At 54.8% G+C, this 21,203-nt stretch carries 19 protein-coding genes; 3 read left to right on the forward strand and 16 right to left on the reverse strand.

Going from position 1 to position 21,203, the window contains the following annotated elements; translation table 11 throughout:
* Nucleotides 1-72: 72 nt before the first annotated feature.
* The 10 genes from AB1A64_RS09695 to AB1A64_RS09740 form a co-directional block, all read right to left on the reverse strand.
* Nucleotides 73-1,227: a Gfo/Idh/MocA family oxidoreductase gene (locus tag AB1A64_RS09695; protein WP_366551214.1), complete on the reverse strand. Its 1,155-nt coding sequence runs from the start codon at nt 1,225-1,227 to the stop codon at nt 73-75.
* Nucleotides 1,227-2,282: a sugar phosphate isomerase/epimerase gene (locus AB1A64_RS09700; protein ID WP_366551215.1), complete on the reverse strand. Its 1,056-nt coding sequence runs from the start codon at nt 2,280-2,282 to the stop codon at nt 1,227-1,229. Before AB1A64_RS09700 ends, AB1A64_RS09695 begins: the two co-directional genes overlap by 1 nt.
* 28 nt (nt 2,283-2,310) lie before the next feature.
* Nucleotides 2,311-3,369 carry a LacI family DNA-binding transcriptional regulator gene (locus AB1A64_RS09705; protein WP_366551216.1) on the reverse strand — a complete coding sequence of 353 codons (1,059 nt, stop codon included), beginning with the start codon at nt 3,367-3,369 and terminating at the stop codon, nt 2,311-2,313.
* Nucleotides 3,370-3,376: 7 nt separating this feature from the next.
* Nucleotides 3,377-4,999, reverse strand: coding sequence for a dihydroxyacetone kinase subunit DhaK (locus AB1A64_RS09710; protein ID WP_366551217.1), 1,623 nt, complete (start codon nt 4,997-4,999; stop codon nt 3,377-3,379).
* Nucleotides 5,000-5,010: 11 nt separating this feature from the next.
* Nucleotides 5,011-6,003, reverse strand: coding sequence for an ABC transporter ATP-binding protein (locus tag AB1A64_RS09715; RefSeq protein WP_366551218.1), 993 nt, complete (start codon nt 6,001-6,003; stop codon nt 5,011-5,013).
* On the reverse strand, nt 5,996-7,093 hold the full coding sequence (locus AB1A64_RS09720) for an ABC transporter ATP-binding protein (RefSeq protein WP_366551219.1): 1,098 nt from the start codon (nt 7,091-7,093) through the stop codon (nt 5,996-5,998). The genes AB1A64_RS09715 and AB1A64_RS09720 overlap by 8 nt, the downstream gene beginning before the upstream one ends.
* Before the next feature lie 2 nt (nt 7,094-7,095).
* Nucleotides 7,096-7,284 carry a hypothetical protein gene (locus AB1A64_RS09725; protein WP_366551220.1) on the reverse strand — a complete coding sequence of 63 codons (189 nt, stop codon included), beginning with the start codon at nt 7,282-7,284 and terminating at the stop codon, nt 7,096-7,098.
* Nucleotides 7,281-8,219, reverse strand: a complete 939-nt coding sequence (locus AB1A64_RS09730) for a carbohydrate ABC transporter permease (protein WP_366551221.1) — start codon at nt 8,217-8,219, stop codon at nt 7,281-7,283. The genes AB1A64_RS09725 and AB1A64_RS09730 overlap by 4 nt, the downstream gene beginning before the upstream one ends.
* A complete protein-coding gene (locus AB1A64_RS09735; RefSeq protein ID WP_039524930.1) occupies nt 8,216-9,163 on the reverse strand; it encodes a carbohydrate ABC transporter permease in 948 nt (315 codons plus the stop codon). Before AB1A64_RS09735 ends, AB1A64_RS09730 begins: the two co-directional genes overlap by 4 nt.
* Before the next feature lie 79 nt (nt 9,164-9,242).
* Nucleotides 9,243-10,562: an extracellular solute-binding protein gene (locus tag AB1A64_RS09740; RefSeq protein ID WP_366551222.1), complete on the reverse strand. Its 1,320-nt coding sequence runs from the start codon at nt 10,560-10,562 to the stop codon at nt 9,243-9,245.
* A 401-nt stretch (nt 10,563-10,963) separates the two neighbouring features.
* Between AB1A64_RS09740 and AB1A64_RS09745 the strand changes: the two genes are divergently transcribed.
* The gene (locus AB1A64_RS09745) at nt 10,964-11,743 is read left to right on the forward strand and encodes an MOSC domain-containing protein (protein ID WP_366551223.1); all 780 of its coding nucleotides are present in this window, start codon (nt 10,964-10,966) and stop codon (nt 11,741-11,743) included.
* A 547-nt stretch (nt 11,744-12,290) separates the two neighbouring features.
* On the opposite strand, the gene AB1A64_RS09750 is transcribed toward AB1A64_RS09745, so the two are convergent.
* The 6 genes from AB1A64_RS09750 to gcvA all read right to left on the reverse strand — a co-directional run bounded on the left by AB1A64_RS09750 (nt 12,291) and on the right by gcvA (nt 18,425).
* Nucleotides 12,291-12,950 (reverse strand): NAD(P)H-dependent oxidoreductase, encoded by a 660-nt coding sequence (locus AB1A64_RS09750; protein ID WP_366551224.1) that lies wholly within the window; start codon nt 12,948-12,950, stop codon nt 12,291-12,293.
* Nucleotides 12,951-13,045: 95 nt separating this feature from the next.
* Nucleotides 13,046-14,317: an amidase family protein gene (locus AB1A64_RS09755; RefSeq protein ID WP_366551225.1), complete on the reverse strand. Its 1,272-nt coding sequence runs from the start codon at nt 14,315-14,317 to the stop codon at nt 13,046-13,048.
* Entirely contained in the window at nt 14,314-15,201 is an 888-nt protein-coding gene (locus AB1A64_RS09760) for a polysaccharide deacetylase (RefSeq protein ID WP_366551226.1), read from the reverse strand. The genes AB1A64_RS09755 and AB1A64_RS09760 overlap by 4 nt, the downstream gene beginning before the upstream one ends.
* 15 nt (nt 15,202-15,216) lie before the next feature.
* A complete protein-coding gene (locus tag AB1A64_RS09765; RefSeq protein WP_366551227.1) occupies nt 15,217-16,728 on the reverse strand; it encodes an amidohydrolase family protein in 1,512 nt (503 codons plus the stop codon).
* The gene (locus AB1A64_RS09770) at nt 16,718-17,401 is read right to left on the reverse strand and encodes an urea carboxylase-associated family protein (protein WP_366551228.1); all 684 of its coding nucleotides are present in this window, start codon (nt 17,399-17,401) and stop codon (nt 16,718-16,720) included. Before AB1A64_RS09770 ends, AB1A64_RS09765 begins: the two co-directional genes overlap by 11 nt.
* Nucleotides 17,402-17,498: 97 nt before the next feature.
* The gene (gene gcvA, locus AB1A64_RS09775; RefSeq protein ID WP_366551229.1) at nt 17,499-18,425 is read right to left on the reverse strand and encodes a transcriptional regulator GcvA; all 927 of its coding nucleotides are present in this window, start codon (nt 18,423-18,425) and stop codon (nt 17,499-17,501) included.
* A 133-nt stretch (nt 18,426-18,558) separates the two neighbouring features.
* On the opposite strand from gcvA, the gene AB1A64_RS09780 reads away from it, so the two are divergent.
* A complete protein-coding gene (locus AB1A64_RS09780) occupies nt 18,559-20,118 on the forward strand; it encodes an ABC transporter ATP-binding protein (RefSeq protein ID WP_366551230.1) in 1,560 nt (519 codons plus the stop codon).
* On the forward strand, nt 20,115-21,200 hold the full coding sequence (locus tag AB1A64_RS09785) for an ABC transporter permease (RefSeq protein WP_366551231.1): 1,086 nt from the start codon (nt 20,115-20,117) through the stop codon (nt 21,198-21,200). The genes AB1A64_RS09780 and AB1A64_RS09785 overlap by 4 nt, the downstream gene beginning before the upstream one ends.
* The last annotated feature ends 3 nt before the right edge of the window (nt 21,201-21,203 follow it).

Below are 21,203 nucleotides of genomic sequence, written 5' to 3' on the forward strand. Positions count from 1 at the left end.
GTCACCTTTTGGCATTTTATTTTAGTTGGTAAAATTAATTACAGAAGGCGCCGTGTCAAGGCGGCTATCTCGCTACTCCAGCTTTATCCAAGCTGCATTTCTTGCAGAGCTTTGCACACAAGCTGCGACGAACCTGACACCATTCAACCCATCCTGAACGGTTGGATAGATCACTGACGGATCAGGCGAATTGCCACTTCGAAACGCTATTATGGCGTCCGCAGCTTCACTATAGATGTTTGCAAACCCCTCCAGATACCCTTCCGGATGGCCCGGAGGTACCCTGCTTAGCCGATTGGCGGCATCCCCGGCTCCGACCCCATTTCGGGTGATCAGACGTTTTGGTTCGCCATAGGGCGTAAACCAAAGATAGTTCGGGTCTTCCTGCGCCCACTCAAGCCCACCCTTTTCTCCATATACACGCAATCGCAGGGCGTTTTCGTTGCCTGGGGCAACTTGGGACGACCACAGCATCCCGCGCGCGCCGTCTTCGAACCGCAGCAGAACATGCGCGTTGTCATCGACTCTGCGTCCTGGCACGAAGGCCTGCAAATCAGCCGCAAGGCTTTCCGCTTTCAGGCCTGTCACAAAGCAGGCGATGTTATAGGCATGGGTTCCGATGTCACCCGTCGATCCCCCTGTGCCGGAACGTTCAGGATCAGTTCGCCATTCGGCTTGTTTGAAATCCTGCTGCTCGGTCAACCAATCCTGCGGATATTCAACCTGAACCACGCGGATTTTGCCGATCTCTCCATTGGCGACCATCTCACGCGCCTGACGGACCATTGGGTAGCCGGTATAATTGTGGGTCAGAATGAACAGCGCACCTGAACTCTCTGCCGCCTTGACCAGCTTCTTGGCATCCCCAAGGGTCGAGGTGAGGGGTTTATCGCAAATCACATGAATGCCGCGCTTCAGGAACTCGCGCGCGGCGGCGTAGTGAACGTGATTGGGCGTGACGATCGAGACTGCCTCTATCCCCGATTTTAATCGCGCCTCTCTGATCGCCATCTGCTTGAAATCGTCATAGACCCGGTCGAGTCCCAACGCTGCGCCGCTTTCCCGGGATTTCTCCGGCGTTGAAGACAAGGCACCTGCGACCAGCTCGAACTTGTCGTCCAAGCGAGCGGCAATTCGATGCACACCGCCTATGAACGCATCATTGCCGCCGCCAACCATGCCAAGGCGAATACGGCCAGATGTTTCTTCACTGCGTCCAGTTACCATCAGTCTATCCCCAGCATTTTCCGATTGGCCGCCTCATCCGCGCCACCATCTGCAAAGTCGTCAAATGCTTTCTCGGTCACGCGGATAATGTGATCGGACACGAACTGCGCGCCTTCACGCGCCCCGTCCTCAGGGTGTTTCAGACAACACTCCCATTCGACCACAGCCCAGCCGTCAAAATCGTTCGCCGCCATTTTGGAGAACACGGCCCCAAAGTCGACCTGACCATCGCCAAGCGACCGGAACCGTCCTGCCCGATCGACCCAGCTTTGATAACCGGAATAGACGCCCTGCCGACCGGTCGGGTTGAACTCAGCGTCTTTGACATGAAACATCCGGATTCGGTCTTTATAGATGTCGATATTGTCTAAATAATCAAGACATTGCAGGACGTAGTGCGACGGGTCGTATAACATACAAGCCCGAGCATGATTGCTTGTCCGTTCCAGGAACATCTCAAAGGTCACGCCGTCATGAAGGTCTTCGCCCGGGTGGATTTCATAGCACACATCGACGCCGCAGTCTTCCGCGTGATCCAGAATTGGAATCCAACGGCTTGCCAGTTCATCAAACGCCGTTTCGATCAGGCCAGCAGGACGTTGCGGCCAAGGGTAGACATAGGGCCAAGCCAATGCGCCAGAGAATGTCGCGTGCGCTGAAATCCCCAAATTCTTGGAGGCTGACAGCGCTTTCTTAACCTGATCCACTGCCCATTCCTGCCGGGCTTTCGGGCTCCCTCTAACGCTTTCGGCGGCGAAGCCGTCGAATGCTGTGTCGTATGCGGGATGCACGGCTACAAGTTGGCCCTGAAGATGCGTGGACAACTCGGTGACGTCTACGCCGTTCTCTTTGGCCTTACCCTTGAACTCGTCACAGTAGTCCGTGCTTGAGGCGGCGGTTTCAAGGTCAAACAACCGGCCATCCCAACTGGGCACCTGAACGCCTTTATAGCCGCAATCCGCCGCCCATTTAGTGATGGCGTCCCACGAATTGAAGGGCGCTTCATCTCCGGCAAACTGTGCCAGAAACAACGCCGGGCCCTTTATATTTTTCATAATGTCTCCTCCCCAAAAACCGATGCCACTATGGCGGCAAATTTTCCTTCAGATAGATGTCGATACGAATGCGCTCTTGCGCCTTGTTAAAAGGAACCTTGTCTGATGTTGCGCGCAGCAGGCGGACCGTAGATCGGACCAGGTGGCCTGAATCTTGCGATATCAGCGCATCAAAAGTCCCGCGTCTCAGCGCTTCGCGGCTCAGCGGCGTAAGCTCGTGAGCAATAATCACAAGATCTTTGCTGATATTGCCGTCGGACAGAAACTGGATCAGTCCAGCATTGCCAGCAGCGGAAGAGTAGATCCCGACGAGATCCGGGTAGGTCTCAAAAATCTCGGGCATCATCTTGTAGATCAGCTCAGGGTCGTCGCGACCTTCGACCGACGCCACGACTTCGAGATGCGGAAAATCCTCGGCGATAACCAGATCAAATCCCTGGCGCCGTTCCAAATGATCTCGCGCCAGGCGCGAGCCTGTCAGCACCAGCACTTTTCCCTTGCGATGCACAAAGCGCCCCATCAGTTGAGCTGCCGTACGACCTGCCGAAACGTTGTCAATTCCGATGAAATGGTCCCTGTCCGAGCTGGGCAGGTCAGACACCAAAGCCACCACCGGAACGCCTTTGTCTCGGACTCTTTTCACGGCATCCCGGACCGAAGGCGTTTCGGGGCCGAAAACGGCGACGCCATCAATATCGCGACTGTCCAGCGCATCCAGAATCTCGACAATTTCCTGAGGGTCAAACGGAGCCACCCGCTGAATTTTCATACGCGTCCGCTCAATGAACTGATCGCGTGACTGTTCAACGATCTGCTTGCTGAGCGCTTCGACAAACTCGTTGTCGGTATCGGGCAGCACGAACAAGAAGTTATAGACACGCTGTCGCGCGAGGTTGGCTGCAGCGGTGTCGCGGACATAGCCAAGCTCATCGATTGCCTGTTGAACCTTTTCTACGGTCACGGCCCGAACGCCGGGTCGCCTGTTCAAGACCCGATCAACAGTTGCCAAGCTAACCCCCGCAACGCGCGCGATGTCATTCACAGTTGGCTTATTTACCAATTTTAGTGTGTGCTTTTGGTCTTCCACGAGTCGTTCAGCCTTTAATCTCCTGAGCCAGCCCCTCGAACAGCAAGGCGACGGCTTCAGCGCCAGGATCGTTGTTTCCCATTAGGTTTTCCTCGGGAACATAGGCAGCCCGACCGGCCTTGGCACGGTGAATATTTGCCGTACTGTCCGCACCTTCGCGTGCCGACTGTGCAGCTTGAGCCAAACCCGAAGGCAAAGCGTCCAGCGCGGGTGCCAGCGCATCGATCATCGTTCTGTCCCCAACTTTGGCCCCGCCAACCTGGCTAACGCGGTTCAAACCTTCCACAAGAGATTTCGGGATCGACGCGCCACTGGCGCAGGCGTCTCCGGCAGCATTGAAAAAGATGGCAAGGATCACGCCTGACGAGCCCCCCATTGTCTGGCTTAGTTCATTACCCAGGGCCGGGAATAACTGTGTCAGATCGGCAAGAGGCATCCTATCAAGGCTACCCTGCAACGCCCTCGCCGCTGCTGCCAATGTACTGCCAGTGTCACCATCACCGGATTTGGCGTCCAATTCGTTCAGGTCTTTCTCTGCGTTGATCAGCAATTCGGCCAATCGAGTGATCGTTTCCTTCGTTGCTGGATTGTTCGAAGGAATAGGATCGATGGGGGTCAGGCCATCTGGCAAGGGGGCAACTTGAATTGGGCCAATAGAATTGACGCCTGGCCAAGCTACAAGGTCAACCTGTGCCGCAAGCGCCGACAATTCGTCGTGATTGACAGGAAGCACAGAAACGGAGAACCCGTGCATGTCCAGCGATGTCATCATTGGCGCGGGTCCGATGATGTGTCGCGCCAGCCCGGTCTCGGACAAAGCGTGCGTTAGCACGGACATTTCCAAAGGGGTTGTCGACCCGAGGTTGTTGACCAACGCAACACACTCCCCTGCACCGACCCGTTGTTTTAACTTTTCCACAACGGTCGACATTGCTGAGACCGCATCGGCAAATTCCACCTGCTCGACACCCGGTTCGCCATGGATACCTAAGCCCAATTCAGCTTTACCAGGCGCAATCCTGTCCTCCTTCGGAGACCCCGGTACAGTGCAGGTGTCCAGACTCATCCCGATGCTGACCACTTTGTCGATGACGCTTTTCGCAGCCTTGGTAACAGTGTCCAGATCGGCGCTATCCTCCGCAAGCGCGCCGGCAATTTTGTGTACGAACAAGGTCCCTGCCACACCGCGCGGCTGCGGCAAGTCCGGCAAGGCGATATCGTCATCCACCACTACCATCTCAACCTTGCGCCCCAAGGCGCGGGCACGTTCCGCAGCGAGCCCGAAGTTCAACCGATCGCCCGTGTAATTCTTGACGATCAGCAAACACCCCGCCTCGCCGGTCACGGCGAGAATACCAGCAAGAACCGCTTCGACCGATGGGGATGCAAACACCTCTCCGCAAACAGCGGCGGTCAGCATTCCAGCCCCGACAAAACCCGCATGAGCCGGCTCGTGACCGGACCCTCCACCAGAGACCAACGCCACCTTCGATTTGTCCCAGTCTGAGCGGTAAACCACTTTGATATGCGGGTAACCGTCCAACCGAGTCAATGCGCCGCCAGAAGAGGCCAAAAGGCCGTCTATCGCCTCTGTTACAAGGGTTTCTTTTGTGTTGAGGAACTGGGCCATGCTTTTGCTCCTTAAGCCACGCGCGCACCGGAGGCGTCGAAATACAAGGGGTTATGCGGGCGAATTTTTATCGTTCGCCCGGCAGGGTAATCCTGATGAACATCAATCAAGGTGACGACCGTGTGGCCATTCAAATCCAAGTGCAATCGCGTCTGGTCACCAAGGTGTTCGGCGCGGATCACACGAGCATCACTGCCCTCGCCTTCCACGATATTCTCGGGACGCATGCCAATCTGAGGGCCTTTGTGATCCCCGCCAAACAAGTTGGATGGCAGAATGTTGATGCGCGGCAAACCCAACCGGCTCGCGACGTAGACGCTGCGGGGGTTTTCATAGATATCTCGAGGCGTGCCGTATTGCACCAACCTGCCCTCTTCCAGCACACCGATATGCGTAGCCATCGTCATGGCCTCGACCTGATCATGGGTCACATACAAAAGCGTGGACCCCAGATCCGCTTGAATTCTTTTTAGCTCCACACGCAAATCCGCCCGCAGCTTGGCATCCAACGAACTGAGCGGTTCGTCCATGAGAAATATCTGTGGATCACGCACCAGCGCTCGCCCAATTGACACTCGCTGCATTTCGCCCCCGGACAGTTCGGTGGCTTTGTTGTCCAGCTTATGCGGGATCTGTAGAATTTCTGCGACTTCATCCACCTTCTTGGTGATCTCATCTTCCGGCGTCTTGAGGATCGGAGATCGCAGCGGAAACGACAGGTTTTCGCGCACCGTCATGTGCGGGTACAAAGAGTATTGCTGGAACACCATCGCCACATCACGCTGCGCGGGCGTTTCAAGCCCGACGTCCCGGCCAGCAATGCGAATTGAACCGGAATCCAGTTTCTCAAGCCCTGAAATCAACCTCAGCGTGGTCGTCTTTCCCGCTCCTGTTGGACCCAGTAGTACTACAAAGGCACCGTCCGGGATCGTCATCGAGATATTGTCGACTGCCTTCAGGCTGCCGAAGGACTTAGAGATTTTTTCCAGAACGACTTCAGCCATGGCCAAGCACCTCCTTGTTCAGAACAGAGCTGAGGGCTTTACCTGTGGACTGCTCGAAGAGCGTGATTGTCGGAGATCGAAACTCCAGGCCCACAGTTTCGCCTGGACTTACCGTTTCGCGCGCATCTATCCGTGCCTTCAGCTCGCCATTCGGGCTCTGCAGCGTCACGATCTGGGTTGTCCCCAGATATTCCGCTGCCAGAACTTTGGCTCGGTAGCCACTTACGTCAGATAGAAACACATGCTCGGGTCGGACACCAAAGACCAGATCACCCTCAGCCCCTTCCATCAGTTTGGGAACAGCCTCATCGTGCCCGTTGAGCCGGACAGATTCAGAGCCGGGCGCGACCTTACCCTGAAACGGTAAGAAGTTCATTGACGGAGACCCAATGAAGTCTGCGACGAACATTGTCGCTGGCTTGTCGTAGATTTCCTGAGGCGTGCCAAACTGCTCAATTACGGCATTGTTCATCACCACGATTTTGTCGCCCATCTGCATAGCTTCCAACTGGTCGTGTGTGACATACACCGTGGTCGCGCCCATACGATCATGCAGGGCGCGCAGTTCCTCAGCCATATGCTCACGAAACTCTGCATCCAGTGCGCCAAGAGGTTCGTCCATCATGAAGGCTTTGGGTTCGCGCACAATCGCGCGCCCGAGCGCTACCCGTTGTCTATCTCCTCCCGAAAGCCCTCCAACGGGGCTGTCAAGAATGTCTTTTATCCCCAGAATTCCGGCGACTTCTTCTACCTTGGCTTTGACCGCGGCACGTGGCATCCCCTGCGAAATCAACGGATAGCTGATGTTCTTACGCACGTTCATATGCGGGTACAGCGCGAACATCTGGAACACGAAGGCAATGTCTCGCTCTGAAGGTGGCCGTTGACTGATTTCTTCACCGTCGAGGTAAATCTCGCCAGATGTTGGAAGTTCCAAGCCCGCGATCATCCGTAATGTCGTTGTTTTTCCGCAACCGGATGGCCCCAGCAGCATGAAAAACTCACCGTCCTCAATCGTGAACGAACTTTCGCGGACAGCGGTGAAATCGCCGAACATCTTTTTTACGTTTTTGACAATGATCTGGGCCATTTCTACTCCGGAAAATGGCTGACGATGATGAACATGACGGTTCCGATCAATGTGACGATGAAGGAATAGGTGAATGCCCAAAGGACGAACGGTTGCATTAACATGAACACTCCGACCGCGATGAGGATGGTCGCGACCATCTCCCATGGGCCTCGGCGCAATCGCATTAATCCTGATAGAAAATCGCTCATTTGCGTACTGCTCCGAAGGTTATCCCGCGCAACAGGTGCTTACGCATCAGGATGGTGAAAATCATAACCGGGATCAGGAAGATCGTGGCGCCAGCGGCAACTGCGGGCCAATCCAGCCCACCGATCCCGATGATGGTTGGAATGAAGGGCGGCGCAGTTTGCGCATTTGCGGATGTCAGCAAAACTGCAAACGCATACTCGTTCCATGCAAAGATCAGGCAGAAGATCGCGGTTGACGCGATACCCGTGGCAGCCTGTGGCAGCACAACTTTGTAAAACGCCTGAAACCGGGTGTAGCCGTCAATAAGAGCTGCTTCTTCGTACTCTCGCGGGATTTCGTCGATGAACCCTTTCAGCAGCCAAACCGCCAGCGAGATATTCACCCCCGTATAGAGCAGGATCATCCCCAGATGCGTGTCGCTGAGGCCAAGGTTTCTAAACATCAAGAAGATCGGGATAGCAACCGCAACCGGGGGCATCATTCTCGTACTGAGAATGAAGAAAAGAAGGTCATCCTTGAGCGGCACCTTGAACCTGCTAAACGCATATGCAGCCAAGGTGCCAAGGAAAATACTTAGAAACGTCGATCCAAACCCGATTATCACCGAGTTCATGAACCGCTCACCGAACTTGGATGGCCCGACGATTACCATGTCGTATTGGCGCACGATTTCATCAGCCCAGTTCTGCGGCGGGTTGGACTCCAGAAATTCCTGCGTCTGCCGCGTGCGTGTGGTGAAGAGGTTAACATAACCTTCGAGCGTTGGGTCAAAGACCACTTTGGGCGGATAGCTGATGGCATCGGCTGGGGACTTAAAGCCAGTCAGCAAAATCCACACCAGCGGGATCATCGTGATCAGTGCATAAGCGATAACCAGAAAACCTGCGATCCACTTGGACCGGTTCGAAGGTTCGGTGACGGAAAAACTGCTCATCTCTGTTTCACCTTGTTCAAGGCTTTGACGTAGATCGACGCAAGGCCGAACACGGTGACGAAAAGGATGATCGCATAGGCCGAGGCATAACCTGTACGCCACTTCTCAAACGCCTCCCGCTTGAGATTGATCGAGGTGAGTTCCGTAACAGACCCCGGCCCGCCGCCGGTTAGCTGAACCACCAGGTCGAACATCTTGAAGTTCTCGATCCCTCGAAACAGTACTGCGAGCATAAGGAACGGCAGCACCATCGGGATGGTGATCGTGAAAAACTGCCGTAGTTTGCTGGCCCGGTCGATCTCGGCGGCCTCATAGATATAGTCGGGAATGCTACGCAACCCGGCCAGACAAATCAGCATCACAAAGGGAGTCCACATCCAAGTGTCAACGATCACGATCGCCCATGGGGCTAGGGTCACTGAGCCCAGCATCTCAAAGCTAGAGGGGTCTTTGCCGGTGAACCACGACACGATGTAGTTGAAAAGGCCGATCTGCGGCTGGTAGAGGAACTTCCAGAAGTTCCCGACGACTGCAGGAGACAGCATCATCGGCAGCACGATGATCGTTGTCCAAAGGTCGTTGCCTTTAAATTTCTTGTTGATCAACCACGCCAGCGTGAATCCGATCAACACCTGGAAGAAGATCGTCCAGAACAGGAAGTGCGCCGTCGCCTGCATATTCAACCAGGTGTCAGAGTCCGTCAGGATACGCTCGTAGTTCCTGAAACCAACGTCTTTGACCTCACGCCCAATCCGATTGGCTTTGTAGTTCGTAAAGCTAAGCTGGATCGTCCAGATCAACGGGAAAATGTTGATTGCAAGCAGCAGGAAAATCGTAGGGGAGATGAAAATCCAGGCGATCGCCCGATCCGATAATCCCCTGATTTTGCGCGCAACTCGCACGGGCGTTGCTTGCGCAACGCGGTCTATGGTCCTGTCAGACATTTCTTGGCCAGTTCTTGTCGGTTTCGGACTCGCGGGTATTGGTGGAGCGGTTTTGCGCCCGCTCCTGCCTACGCCCTGGTTACAGCTTGCCTTCGTCTTCGAAGACTTCCGTCCAGTCTTCGATTAGAAGATCAAGCGCTTCTTGAGCCGTGCCTTGATCGGCAACCACGTAATCGTGGATGCGTTTCTGCATTGCCAGCAGCAGTTCCGCATACGCAGGCTCCTGCCAGAAATCCTGTACGCCAGCCATCGCTTCGAGGAAGTCACCGGCGAAGGGCTGGCTATCCACGAAACCAGGATCTTCCAACACTGAGTTATGTGCCGAGTAACCGCCAAGCTCCCACCATTTGGCCTGAACTTCTGGCTGCGCGAACCACTTTATGTACTCAAGTGCGGCGTCCTGTTTATCAGAGTAGCTGACAACAGAAATTCCTTGTCCGCCCAGTGTTGAGCCCGCCTGATTTTGCGGTGGGTTCACAAAGAAGTCGATCTTGTCACCGCCGGTATTGGGATCGGCATAAAGACCCGGGAAGAACGCGAACCAGTTCATAGCCATGGCGACCTGACCGGACTTAAAAGCGTCTAAGCTCTCACCCATGTAAGAGTTAGTATATCCCGGAGGTGTCGCCGTTTTGTAGAACTCTTTGTAGAATTCCAAAGCCTCAACCGCTTCCGGTGAGTTTACAGCACCTTCCATATCATATGAGCCAGGAGTGTTTTCGTATTTGAAACCCCACGGATACAGCGCCCCGGTGACACCCATGGTGATCCCTTCCGAGCCGCGCTCGGTAAAGATTGCAGCCCCATACACTGTCTTGCCGTCGATCTCACGGCCCTGGAAGAACTGGGCGATCTGCAATAGTTCTTTTTGGGACTCGGGCTCGCGTAAATCCTGACCAGTTGCTTCTTTGTATGCGGCTTGGATTTCAGGGTTTTCGAACCAATCCTTGCGATAGAACCAACCATTTGCGTCACCCATCGCAGGCAGCGCGTAGTAATTTGGTGTACCCTTGGGCCAGGTTGAATAAGCGTAAACTGTGGCAGGTGCGAAGTCGTCCATGCTGATGCTTTCAGCGTCGAAAAAGTCGTTCAGTTGGACATAATGACCGTTTTCAGCTCCACCGCCGATCCATTGGCTGTCACCAATCAGCAGGTCGCAGAGCTTACCGCCTGAGTTCAGTTCGTTCAGCATCCTGTCCGCAAAATTTGGCCAAGGAACAAACTCGAAATTCATCGTGTGGCCGGATTCTGCTTCGAATTCCTTTGATAGCTCGACAAGCGCGTTGGCCGGGTCCCATGCCGCCCAACACAGTGTCAGATCTTCAGCATTTGCCTTAGTAGAAAGAGTAGTAGCGGCAAGGACTATTGCGCTGGCCGAGGCCAGTTTTGTGTAAGTCATCCATTCCTCCCTTTTTTGCGCCGCCAATCGAGGATGTGCGAATCGCGGCATACCTCCAAGGCTATTTGAGGTACGCACCTCAAGTCCAGAAATTTTTGAGGTTCGTACCTCAGAACTGCTAAATTCACTTTGATAATGGCCAATAGTAATTTGCTTTTATTGCATATTTCACCGACCCACTTCCTCAGATTCATCGTGCGAAAAGGGAGAAGAAATTCGAGATCGAACGCGTCTATGCTTCAAATCAAGACGCCGACGGCTTTAGATTGCCAACCCGAACCCACCTATCATAGTGCCGAAACCAAATTCTTGCCGTTCAACCAAGGAGCTAACGCGGGATAGTTTAAAGGGCGCTAGCTAGCCCCACCGCGGGAAAATCTCGACAAATCAGGATCCCACGAATGAACGAACTCACCATTGTACGGATGAACCGCTACCCTATCAAAGGTTTGAGCCCTGAACCACTAAGTACCGTTAACCTGCAGGCGGGAGAAGGCATTCCTGGTGACCGCCTATTCGGTTTTGCTCGCTACAATTCCGGTTTCGACCCCCTAGATCCGAAACCGTTAGAAAAAAACCGCTTTGTTGTGCTTTTGAATGAAGCAGGTCTGGCCGGCCTCCAAACCAAATTCGACACTCGAACTCAACTGCTGGAAATTAAGGTAGGAAGGAGAATTCACCGCTTCGAAATGCGTGAGCCTAAGGCGCAAAGGGACGCGGCAACTTTCCTCTACAACACACTCGATTTAAGAGACCCCGAGCCGCCAGTGTTTGTCTCGTCTTACCCACATCGATTTACGGACGTTTCGGTCGTGTCGCCAAAAATGATGAACGCTATTTCCGTTCTCAACCTAGCTTCTGTCGACGCACTTAGTAGACAGCTAAACGTGAAATTACACCCGGCAAGGTTTCGCGCGAATATTGAATTGGACGGGCTACCACCGTTTTCCGAGTTGGACTCTGTTGGCTCTACTTTGGCGTTTGGCGATGTGAAACTAAAAATAATCTCGCGAACAAAAAGATGCGCCGCTACTGAAGTTAACCCAGAAACAGCCGAACGAGACCTGAGAATCCCGTTCCTAATTCGAAAACAATTGGGCCACATGGATATGGGCGTTTACGCAGAGGTGAACGAAAGCGGAGTCCTAAATGTAGGACAACATGGAAAGAGGTCGCAGTAGGACAAATTCGAAACAGTCTAAGCGGTGCTTTCAGACAAGTTTAAACCAATCTCAGCTAAGCCAGTAAGGCTGCACAATATGCCGCGCCAAATCCGCGCAACTCGGCTTGAGCGTTGGACCGAGTCAGCTTGAAGGTGTGTCGTTTTAAGAAGCCATCGCGCACTGCCTTCGCTTCATCGGTGTCTTCAAACATCCAAGCCGTCAAAGGTGAAAAGAATATCGTCGGCGCGACCGCGTTCAGCAGAACTCAGTGAATGACTGCTGAGCGGACAAATCTACCATTCAAACGCATCGTAGCAAAGTCCGCTTTCGAACCAGGAGTTCGAATAAGGGGATGTCGATTCAAGAAATTGGCTAAAACTGTCTGCCAATCCGAAATGAGGTTTACAACTACATTCGCTGCCGTTTCGTATCTTTAGCGACTTGAACCACTCAAGTAAGGGCGCAGGACACAACCACCTGCCTCACACAATTTGAGCTGTGACCAGTTGGAAATGTAGAACCTGTTCATTTCATCAGGTTCTACTTTCCATAAACTGGTTAACGGTTAGGCAAGCTCACGCGCAATGTGACGTGCCTGGGCCTGAGCCGACGTGACCGAAGCTTCATGACGCTCATCAGCGAATTCTTGGTACTCAGCCGCAGCTTCGAACATGCGTTCTGCGCCCAGGTACTTGCGCAATGTGCTGATATGCGCAGAAAGGTGACCCGAGTCATTGCGAATCCCACCGTCCTCAAAGCCGAATTCGCCAGCCGATGTCAGCAGCACCAGTGTTTTGCCGGACATGATCGGTTCCAAGGGGAAGTCGCCGCGCGCCAAATCAAACGTAAATGTCTTGTTGATCCGGATGATCTGATCAAACCAAGCCTTCAGGGCTGCGGGCATGCCGTAGTTGTACATGGGCGTCGAAATCAGAAGGATGTCGGAACGGTCGAGCTCGTCAATCAGCGTATCAGACAAGCTGACCAAAGCGCTTTGTTCAGGAGTGCGTTCCTCTTCTGCTGTAAAGACGGACGCGATCCAGTCGTTGGAAATGAAATCCGGCGGGGTCATTCCGACGTCACGCACAATAACTTCGACGTTCGGATCAACCGTTTTCCATTCTTCCACGAAACTGTCCGCCAAAGCACGGGAAATGGAGTTATAGGCCGCAACAGGGTTGTCGGTGCGGCGCACGCTGGCGTCAATTCTCAGGATTGTGGTCATCTTGTCACCTAGTCAGTTTGCAATGAACCATTCAAAGGTGACGCCAGAGACGCGCAGGTACAAATGAAGAGAATTCTGAATAGAGTGAACTGACCTCAGCCATCTCTAATCGCTGAAAAAATCTTCTCCAAATGAGACGCCGTCGCAAGTACATCCGCGTCTCTGTTTGCACCGCCGCTCAAGGATAGGCTGCTCCCCGGTTTCCGTTCTCCAAATGGAATGGAAATTGTTGGCGCATTGAGGAAAGCGGCTTTCATCGATACCGACAGGATAAGGGCGTTTTCCTGTACAAAGACCCCTTTATCGCGGGTCACGGCCTGAACAGACGGCGGGTACGACGGCAATGTCGGGTAAAGCAGCATCTTCCCTTCCAGTTCCCTGCCAAAGTCCGGGATGAGGGCCCGCCGGATTTCCAGCAATGCCTGCAGATCTGTGCCAAGGATTGAAGCCGCCTGAGCAAGGCGATCCTGCACATTTGGGTCCAGTCTGGCCTGCTGGTCTCCGACCAAACTTGGCAGAAGACGAAAGGCTTCGGCACTCACCAGCGTTCCATAGGTTTGGAAGACCTCCGTGACACGAGTAAAACTTTGGATATCAACCCTTTCCAATTCGACGCCGTGCTCGGACAAATGCTGCAAGACCTGTTCGTACATTGTCTTGATTTCAGGCGTAAATCCCACGAGGGCATCTTCCCTCAGGCACAGAATTTGACGGCAGGCGTGCCCGGTTTCTTTGCAATCCGACAAAACACAATCCACAGCGCATATCTGACTGACGTTTAAAGCGAGTGAGCCTGGCGTATCCAGAGAAGGTGCCAGAGGTAAAATCCCGGCGCCTTCATAGCGGTCCATAGTTGGGCGAAACCCCACCAGGCCCTGACAGGCGGCCGGAATGCGCACGGAGCCGGAGGTATCTGTGCCCAAGGCGATGTCGGCCAAGCCCAAGGCAACGGCTGATGCCGATCCGCTCGAGGAACCGCCAGGCACCATTGTGCTGTCCAACGCATTCAGAGGGGTGCCGAAATGCGGATTAACTCCGAGCCCGGAGAAGGCGAACTCCGACATGTTCACATGGCCCAGAATGATCGCGCCCGCAGAACGGAGCCTGGCCACGATCGGGGCGTCATTGTCTGCTGGTTGAGGATCGATGGCCAAAGATCCCGCATGGCTTCGGAGCGCTTGCACGTCGATATTGGCCTTCACTGCAAGAAACTGGCCGTCCAACGGGCCAAGCAGCCTCCCTGCGGCCCGCCGCGCGGCGGCAGATCGGGCATCCTGCAACAGTCTATCTGGCGCAACGCTAAGGAATACCTCGCGCTGCATGTCGAGGGAAGCCAGGAAGTCGCGCGCCCGTTGAAGGATATTCATGCCGTCAGGACCGGAGCCTGATAATAAGGCAGTTCTTCAACCCGTACGCTTTGCCGGTCTGCCTCATATTGCGCGCGCACGTGCTGCGCGATCTCTCCGAGAGTGGCGAACCAGACGTCACCCCTCTCCAAGATGGTTTCCATCCAGTCTTCCACCTGCCGCCATCGCGCCAAACGCCCGGTCAGGAAGGGATGCCAGATGCCGATCCAGAAGCCACCTTCTTCGTATTGGGCTTCGAATTCCTCCCAAAATGGGGTCAGCCCGGCGCGTGGCCCGGCGACGGGCATCATGTAGCCGATCTCCTCAAAATGGGCGAATTGCGGCCAGTCGTCGGTCCCCCAATGCGATGGAAGTTCGACCAAAGTCCGCCCGCCGGATCGCATGAGATATGGTACATCATCCGCCATCAGCGAACTGTCATAGTCGAATTCATGCTTGTTCAGCAGGTCGATGACCGCTTGCGTCACATTGTAAACCGGTGCGCGATAGCCTTTTGGCACATTGCCCAGAACCCGCTTATGTGACTCCAGCGCGCGTTCAAACCAATAGGCTTGTTCAGACGCCCTGTGATTTGTCGGGTCTTCGTGCAAATAGCCATGATGGCCGATTTCATGACCATCTTTCAGGATGGCTTGCATAGCATCTGGATATTGCTCCACGACCCATCCGGGGGCGAAGAAAGACTGTCTCAGCCCAAGACGTTTGTAGGTTTCTAGAATCCGAGGGATGGCAACCGTCGGCCCGTAGCGCCCCATGGAAATCGGATAGAGGCGATCATGCCCGTCGACCGGCTTTGCGATATGGATCAGGCTGTCCGCATCGATATCAAAGGTGATCGCACAGGCGCATCGCGCGCCGTTTGGCCAGATTATCTTCTTCTGCATGGTCTTGCTCCTCTGTCACAATTGCGGGGCGTTGTTCGTTAGCCAATCGTCATACCAGCGCTGCAATGCGGATTTGACGGCGGCATATTCACTGGCGCTCAGCCTTTGATCCGCGGCGCGCTGCATGACTTCGGTGATGTTTTGAAGAATTGTCTTTTCGTCGCACTTTTTGGCCTCGCCGTGTGAAACGGCCAGTTGTCCGCCGGTGAAGACGCTATGGATATCCGTGGATTTTGCCGAGCTGACCAACAGCTCAACCGGATCAATGCCGGGGTCCAACCAAGGCCCTTCAAGACGGTCCAGTCGCAGGATCACAAAGTCGGCGCGTTTGCCGACGGACAGGCTTCCGATGCTGTGATCCATACCCATCAAACGCGCGCCACCCATAGTGGCCATGTCGAAAACATCCTTCGCGGTCAGGCTGGGGTTCGCCCGATCACTTGACCAATAGAGGCTTTGCGCCAGACGCATTTCGGCGAACATATCGTCATCGCCTGCCAGGCTGGTCCCATCCATCCCCAGTGCGAGGTTGATGCCCATCCGCTTCATCAATGGCGCGGGTGCGATGCCGGACCGCAGCCGCAAATTGGAGCTAGGATTACACACGATATGCGCGCGCGCCTCGGCCACTCGCGCCAGATCTTTTTCGTCTACCCAGACCATATGCGCCAAAGACAAGCCGTCAGTGAGCAGGCCAGCTTTGCCCAATTCTGCGATGGCGCCCTTAAAACTCCAGGCTGTAGCCGACAGGTGCTGCAGCCGAGACTCTTCGGCATGGGTGTGAATGCGCTGGCCGCTTTCGCGAACCTCCCTGGCGATGTCGCGCAGGGTCTCTCGGCCCGTCCAATGCGGTGCCGTGGGGCCAAACCACACATCAGCGCATTCAGAAGCCACGTATTCGCAATGCATCCGGAACAGAAGCCGCACAAAGCTTTGCGGTTCAATACGTGTGCGCGCAACGTGCTGGCGTTGCAGTTTGCATCGCAGAACCTCGGGCAAAGTGTTCAGAAACGGCTGGCTTTGCCCATATGGATGCACAAGCTGGTTGCGCCATCTCTCGCCCGGCGCGATGGCACAGGACAGGCCAAGCCCATTATATACGGCGATTTTGTCCCTTATCTTCGCTTCGGCAATGGCCGCTGTCTGACCCGCGCTGCAGGCATCCACAACAGCCGTTACCCCATTCTTCAGCAAGCGCATTGCCGCGTATTCGGTGGCTAGGCGCGGCGCAACGTCGGCTGCGCCAGCGGAGGCGAAAATCCAAGGCTCTAACAGGTCATCCCGTATCCCTTGGTTGATCAGGTTCACCCCATAGCAATGGTGATGCGCATTCACAAACCCGGGCAGGATTGCCGTGTTTGTGTCCGAGTGCACCCTTGCGCTGGGATAACGTGACTTTAATACTGCCTGAGGCGCCAACCCACCTATTCTGCCGTCTAGAACATAAAGCGCGAAGTCGTTGTGACTGTGAACGGCATCTTCGATGATCCAGCGGGCAGAAAATATGTCGCCGCCATTAGCCGTCATGAACAACAAATTCCAGCGCGCTGGGTTTGCCTTCGTCCCCATTGACTGGAGTGATATCTTGCGGGCAGGCCGACATCACGGCGTAGACTGGCATCTCAGCTTTGAATGTCATGCTATCCCCCGCCTTTGACACCGGCGCAGCCCAGGCAAGGCTGCCATCAGGGTGAACTGGGACGTTCATCCACAGATTGAAGGGCGCTGGCACATGCGGTGCTTTTTTCCCGATAGCAAGCAAGGCCTGCCTCAAGTTGTCGGCGCAATTGTCGTGGTAATCTGTAACGCCCAATTGCTTGTACCTGTTGGCATCGCAAGCGGCGACCGTTGTGTCATGCACACCCGGCGATGTGTCTTGGGTCAGCGTCAGAAGAGGATTGCGCAGATTGCTGACCAACCTGTCACCAACCTTTGGGAAAACAGACAGAAGATCCGTATGCACATGCGGCATAGACAAATATTCATGCAGCTCTGCCGCATTGAACGCCCAGAAATCGCAGACTTGCCAGCCGGTCGGATTGGTGATGGTCAATGTCTGCCCGGCTGTCAAACGCACCGCGGCACCGCAACGTGCTGGCACTGTATACCGTTGTGCAATGACCGGGACGCCGTCGGCAGAGACCGTGCTTTCCAGAGTTTGATTGAAACCATGGGGTTGGGAAGGGTCAAAACTTTGCATGTGCAAGAACTCCTGGTTAGGGGTTCAGAAACGCATGCTTCTCGGCAATTTAGAAATGACAAAAATTCAAGCGACGGATTAGATCGTTGCGGACGCGCTAATCTTCAAAAAACCTTTGACCGACGGCGCTGTCGCGGAACTCATCTGCTTGGTCCAATAGCCATTCCCGGAACACACGAACGCGTGCACGATTGGCGTAAGTTTCCGGGCAGACGAGAAAATAGCTCTTGTTCTTCAATGCCGTATCAAAGGGGGCGACCAGCATATTACGTTCCAGAAAACGCGCGGCGGCCAAAAGGCTGACCAGGGCCACACCATGACCATCGCTTGCCGTCAGCAGGCAGATGTGTTCCTCGGAATAAGTGACATAGGGCTCGACATCACCAGTCTGCAAGCCAGCCGCGTCCATCCAGCGCTCCCAACTCGGATCCGCATCGGAAAACCCGCTCCATTGGTATTCGATCAGACGAGACTTCAGAAGCTCTTCGGGGGAACTCAGTGACTTCGCCTTTTCCACGCTGCAGACAGGGGCTACCCAGTCATTCAAGACCCAAGCCACATTGCTGTCAGGATAATCGCCAAAGCCATACCGAATGGCCACATCCACATCACTGGATTTGAAATCCACCAGTTGATCGCTTGACAGAACCCTTACCGAAATCTCCGGGTATTTCTCGTAAAAGCCTCGCAGCCGCGGGCTCAGCCAGTTGGCGGCAAAGGACCCGGTGGTTGAGATTGTCAATGTGCCCGCAAGGTCGTCTTCCTCCAGCGCGAGAGAGGCGGCTTCGATGTTCTTGAAGGCCTCAATAATGTGGGGCGCGTAATTGGCCCCATCCTCCGTCAATTTCAAGGCGCGGGTCAGCCGGTGGAACAGGGGTACCCCAAGTTGATCCTCCAGCGATTTGATCTGATGGGAAATGGCAGTCGGAGTGACGCATAATTCATCGGCAGCATCCTTGAAACTCAGATGCCGGCAGGCTGCTTCGAAGGCCTGAATGCTTTTCAACGACGGTATCTTCGCCATGACGCGCGTCTTTGCTCTCCTGATGCGATGCTATTTCGTCGTTCCACTCTAACCCGATTGCCAGTTCTCATGTGGACGAATTTCTCAGCTATGAGGTGAAAACATCTAATTTGAGAAGATAGGACATTCTCTCTTGAATTTGCGTGAAAGTTGGGAGGTTGTCTTGGATCCATTTTTGAAAGTCACCGGCATCGACAAGTCGTTTGGCGCCGTTCGTGCATTGCACGATGTCAATCTGCTGGCCTCGAAGGGCGAGTGCATTGCGATTCTGGGCGAGAACGGAGCGGGGAAAACCACGTTCGCAAGCGTTTTGATCGGCCTGTATCAGCCCGATAACGGCGAAATCAAACTAGGCGGAACACCTGTTTCGGTGACCAGCCCAGCAAAAGCTATTGAGCATGGGATCGGTATGATCCACCAGCATTTCAGCCTGGTCGGCGCGATGAACGCCGAAGAGAACATTCTGATCGGCTTGCCCAGCACAAAGAGGGGTGCCGAAGCGCGGGCGCGCATTCGGAAGCTTTGCAGCGACTTTGACTTTAACGTCGATTTCGACATCCGCGTCACGGAAATGCCTGTGGGCATGAAGCAAAGGGTGGAGATCCTTAAGGCGCTGTTTCGCGATGTATCGATCCTGATCCTGGATGAACCCACCAGCGTTCTTGCCCCGACCGAAGTTACGCCGTTTCTCAAAGGGGTGCGCAAGCTAGTTGCCAACGGCTGCCTCGTCTTTTTCATCAGCCACAAGCTCGATGAAATCCGCGAAATTGCCGATCGCGTCATGATAATGCGACATGGGCATGTCGAGGGAGTCCTTCCGGTTGCGACCACGCCTATGGCCCAGATGTCAGCGCTTATGATGGGAGACAAGCCGACCGGCGAAACGGTCGAGACGCCCAAGGTCAAAAAGGCGCGCAACGACACCAGCTCAGCACCGGACGCTCTGGTTGTCTCTGATGTCTGCCTGATCGATCCAGGCGGCGCGGAAATCCTGCAGGATCTGACCCTCTCCGTGAAGGCTGGCGAAATTCTTGGAATCGCTGGGATCGACGGCAATGGCCAGACGGAGTTGAGCGAGGTGATCACCGGCCTCAAAAGACAAACCAGCGGCGCCATCCACCTTTATGGCACGGAGATATCAAGCGCCTCCATCGCTTCGCGCATTGCAGATGGCATAGGCTTCGTTCCCGAGGACCGCCATGCAGAAGGCTTGGTCCTGTCGCTCAGTGTCGAAGAAAATATAGCCTTTCGATCCATTGGCGAAGACAGGTTCATGTCTGGCGGTCTGATTTCCCGGCGCGCGATGCACGAGATCGCAAGCGACGTGGTCGCGGCCTTTGACATTAGGCCCCCTGACCCGAAATTGAACGCCTCGGCTCTATCCGGTGGCAATCAACAAAAGATCGTTCTGGCCCGTGAAGTGGCCCGGGCACGCAATCTTTTGGTCGTCGTACAGCCGACTAAAGGGCTTGATGTCGGCGCAACGGAATTTGTTCAGAACAAGATCCGTGCCGTCGCCCAAAGCGGCGTGGGGGTTCTCTATATCTCCACTGAACTTGAACATGTGCTCGACATCTCTGACCGCGTCGCCGTGATGGCCTTTGGCCGGATCACGGGTGTTGTCGATCCAGAAAACACAACTCTTCAAGACATCGGGCTCTTGATGACCGCAGCGCCGGAGGAGGTACAATGAACAGATTTACCATGCAACGCCGGATTGCGATTGCTTTACTTTTAGCGCTGAGCGTTGGCGGCGTGCTGATCCTGCTCGACGGGCACAACCCGTTTGAGGCCTATGAGGTTCTGTTTCTGGAATCCTTCCTGAATTACTGGGGTTTCTCCAATACTTTGGTCAAAGCCTCGCCGATGCTTCTAGCGGGGCTGGCCGTGATCATTCCGATGCGTGCCGGTGTGTTCAACATCGGTGGCGAGGGGCAGATCTATATTGGTGGGTTGTTCGGCGCCGTCTTTGCTTTGGCGATCCCCGATCTGCCCGGTCTATTGGGCGTGCCGCTGATATTTATCGCCGCCGCCGCCGGTGGGGCGTTCTGGGCGGCAATTCCTGCGTATCTCAAAGCCTATCGGGGCACGAATGAGGTCATTGTCACACTGCTGATGAATTTCATTGCGATCCACATCGTCAGCTACGCCGTGGCTGGGCCGCTATTGGCCGAAGGTGCGCCATATCCTTATTCCGAGGAAGTCTCAGAAGCCTATCGTCTGCCTATTCTGATACCGCGATCTGATACCCATGTGGGCATTGTATTTGGGCTGGCAATGACGGTTATCTTGTATTTCTGGCTGCGCTTCACGCCATCGGGCTTCCACCTAGACCTAGTGGGGCGCAATGCGCGCGCTGCGGCCTATGCCGGCGTGGACCAGAAAAAGACCATCATTCGCGCCATGTTGATTGGCGGCAGCCTTGCAGGCACGGCCGGCGCAATCGAGGTGATCGGGTTGAAGTACCGCCTGTTTCACCTGTTTAGCGATGGCTACGGCTATGACGGAATTGTCGTCGCCTTCCTTGCGGCTCTTAACCCAATCGTCGCGCCTTTGACCGCGCTGTTCCTTGCCGGGCTTTCTGCTGGCGCGGGAACGATGCAACGTGCCGTCGGGGTCGACAGTTCCGTCATCGAAGTGGTCGAGGGGCTCGTTGTGGTTCTGGTCGCCGCCGCCCTCGTGACACCGCAAACCAAGTCAACATCCATACTGAAACCCCTGGCAAAAAACCTGCGGCTGCGCCGCCAAACACAACGACAAAAGAAAGAGGCATAGGCT

This window comes from Ruegeria sp. ANG10 (genome assembly GCF_040705255.1).
In the GTDB taxonomy this organism is placed as follows: Bacteria; Pseudomonadota; Alphaproteobacteria; order Rhodobacterales; family Rhodobacteraceae; genus Ruegeria.

Coding starts and splice junctions, on each gene's coding strand:
- AB1A64_RS09695 (WP_366551214.1), bottom strand. CDS start 1,227: ATGGTAACTGGACGCAGTGAAGAAACATCTGGCCGTATTCGCCTTGGC.
- AB1A64_RS09700 (WP_366551215.1), bottom strand. CDS start 2,282: ATGAAAAATATAAAGGGCCCGGCGTTGTTTCTGGCACAGTTTGCCGGA.
- AB1A64_RS09710 (WP_366551217.1), bottom strand. CDS start 4,999: ATGGCCCAGTTCCTCAACACAAAAGAAACCCTTGTAACAGAGGCGATA.
- AB1A64_RS09715 (WP_366551218.1), bottom strand. CDS start 6,003: ATGGCTGAAGTCGTTCTGGAAAAAATCTCTAAGTCCTTCGGCAGCCTG.
- AB1A64_RS09720 (WP_366551219.1), bottom strand. CDS start 7,093: ATGGCCCAGATCATTGTCAAAAACGTAAAAAAGATGTTCGGCGATTTC.
- AB1A64_RS09725 (WP_366551220.1), bottom strand. CDS start 7,284: ATGAGCGATTTTCTATCAGGATTAATGCGATTGCGCCGAGGCCCATGG.
- AB1A64_RS09730 (WP_366551221.1), bottom strand. CDS start 8,219: ATGAGCAGTTTTTCCGTCACCGAACCTTCGAACCGGTCCAAGTGGATC.
- AB1A64_RS09735 (WP_039524930.1), bottom strand. CDS start 9,163: ATGTCTGACAGGACCATAGACCGCGTTGCGCAAGCAACGCCCGTGCGA.
- AB1A64_RS09740 (WP_366551222.1), bottom strand. CDS start 10,562: ATGACTTACACAAAACTGGCCTCGGCCAGCGCAATAGTCCTTGCCGCT.
- AB1A64_RS09745 (WP_366551223.1), top strand. CDS start 10,964: ATGAACGAACTCACCATTGTACGGATGAACCGCTACCCTATCAAAGGT.
- AB1A64_RS09750 (WP_366551224.1), bottom strand. CDS start 12,950: ATGACCACAATCCTGAGAATTGACGCCAGCGTGCGCCGCACCGACAAC.
- AB1A64_RS09755 (WP_366551225.1), bottom strand. CDS start 14,317: ATGAATATCCTTCAACGGGCGCGCGACTTCCTGGCTTCCCTCGACATG.
- AB1A64_RS09760 (WP_366551226.1), bottom strand. CDS start 15,201: ATGCAGAAGAAGATAATCTGGCCAAACGGCGCGCGATGCGCCTGTGCG.
- AB1A64_RS09765 (WP_366551227.1), bottom strand. CDS start 16,728: ATGACGGCTAATGGCGGCGACATATTTTCTGCCCGCTGGATCATCGAA.
- AB1A64_RS09770 (WP_366551228.1), bottom strand. CDS start 17,401: ATGCAAAGTTTTGACCCTTCCCAACCCCATGGTTTCAATCAAACTCTG.
- gcvA (WP_366551229.1), bottom strand. CDS start 18,425: ATGGCGAAGATACCGTCGTTGAAAAGCATTCAGGCCTTCGAAGCAGCC.
- AB1A64_RS09785 (WP_366551231.1), top strand. CDS start 20,115: ATGAACAGATTTACCATGCAACGCCGGATTGCGATTGCTTTACTTTTA.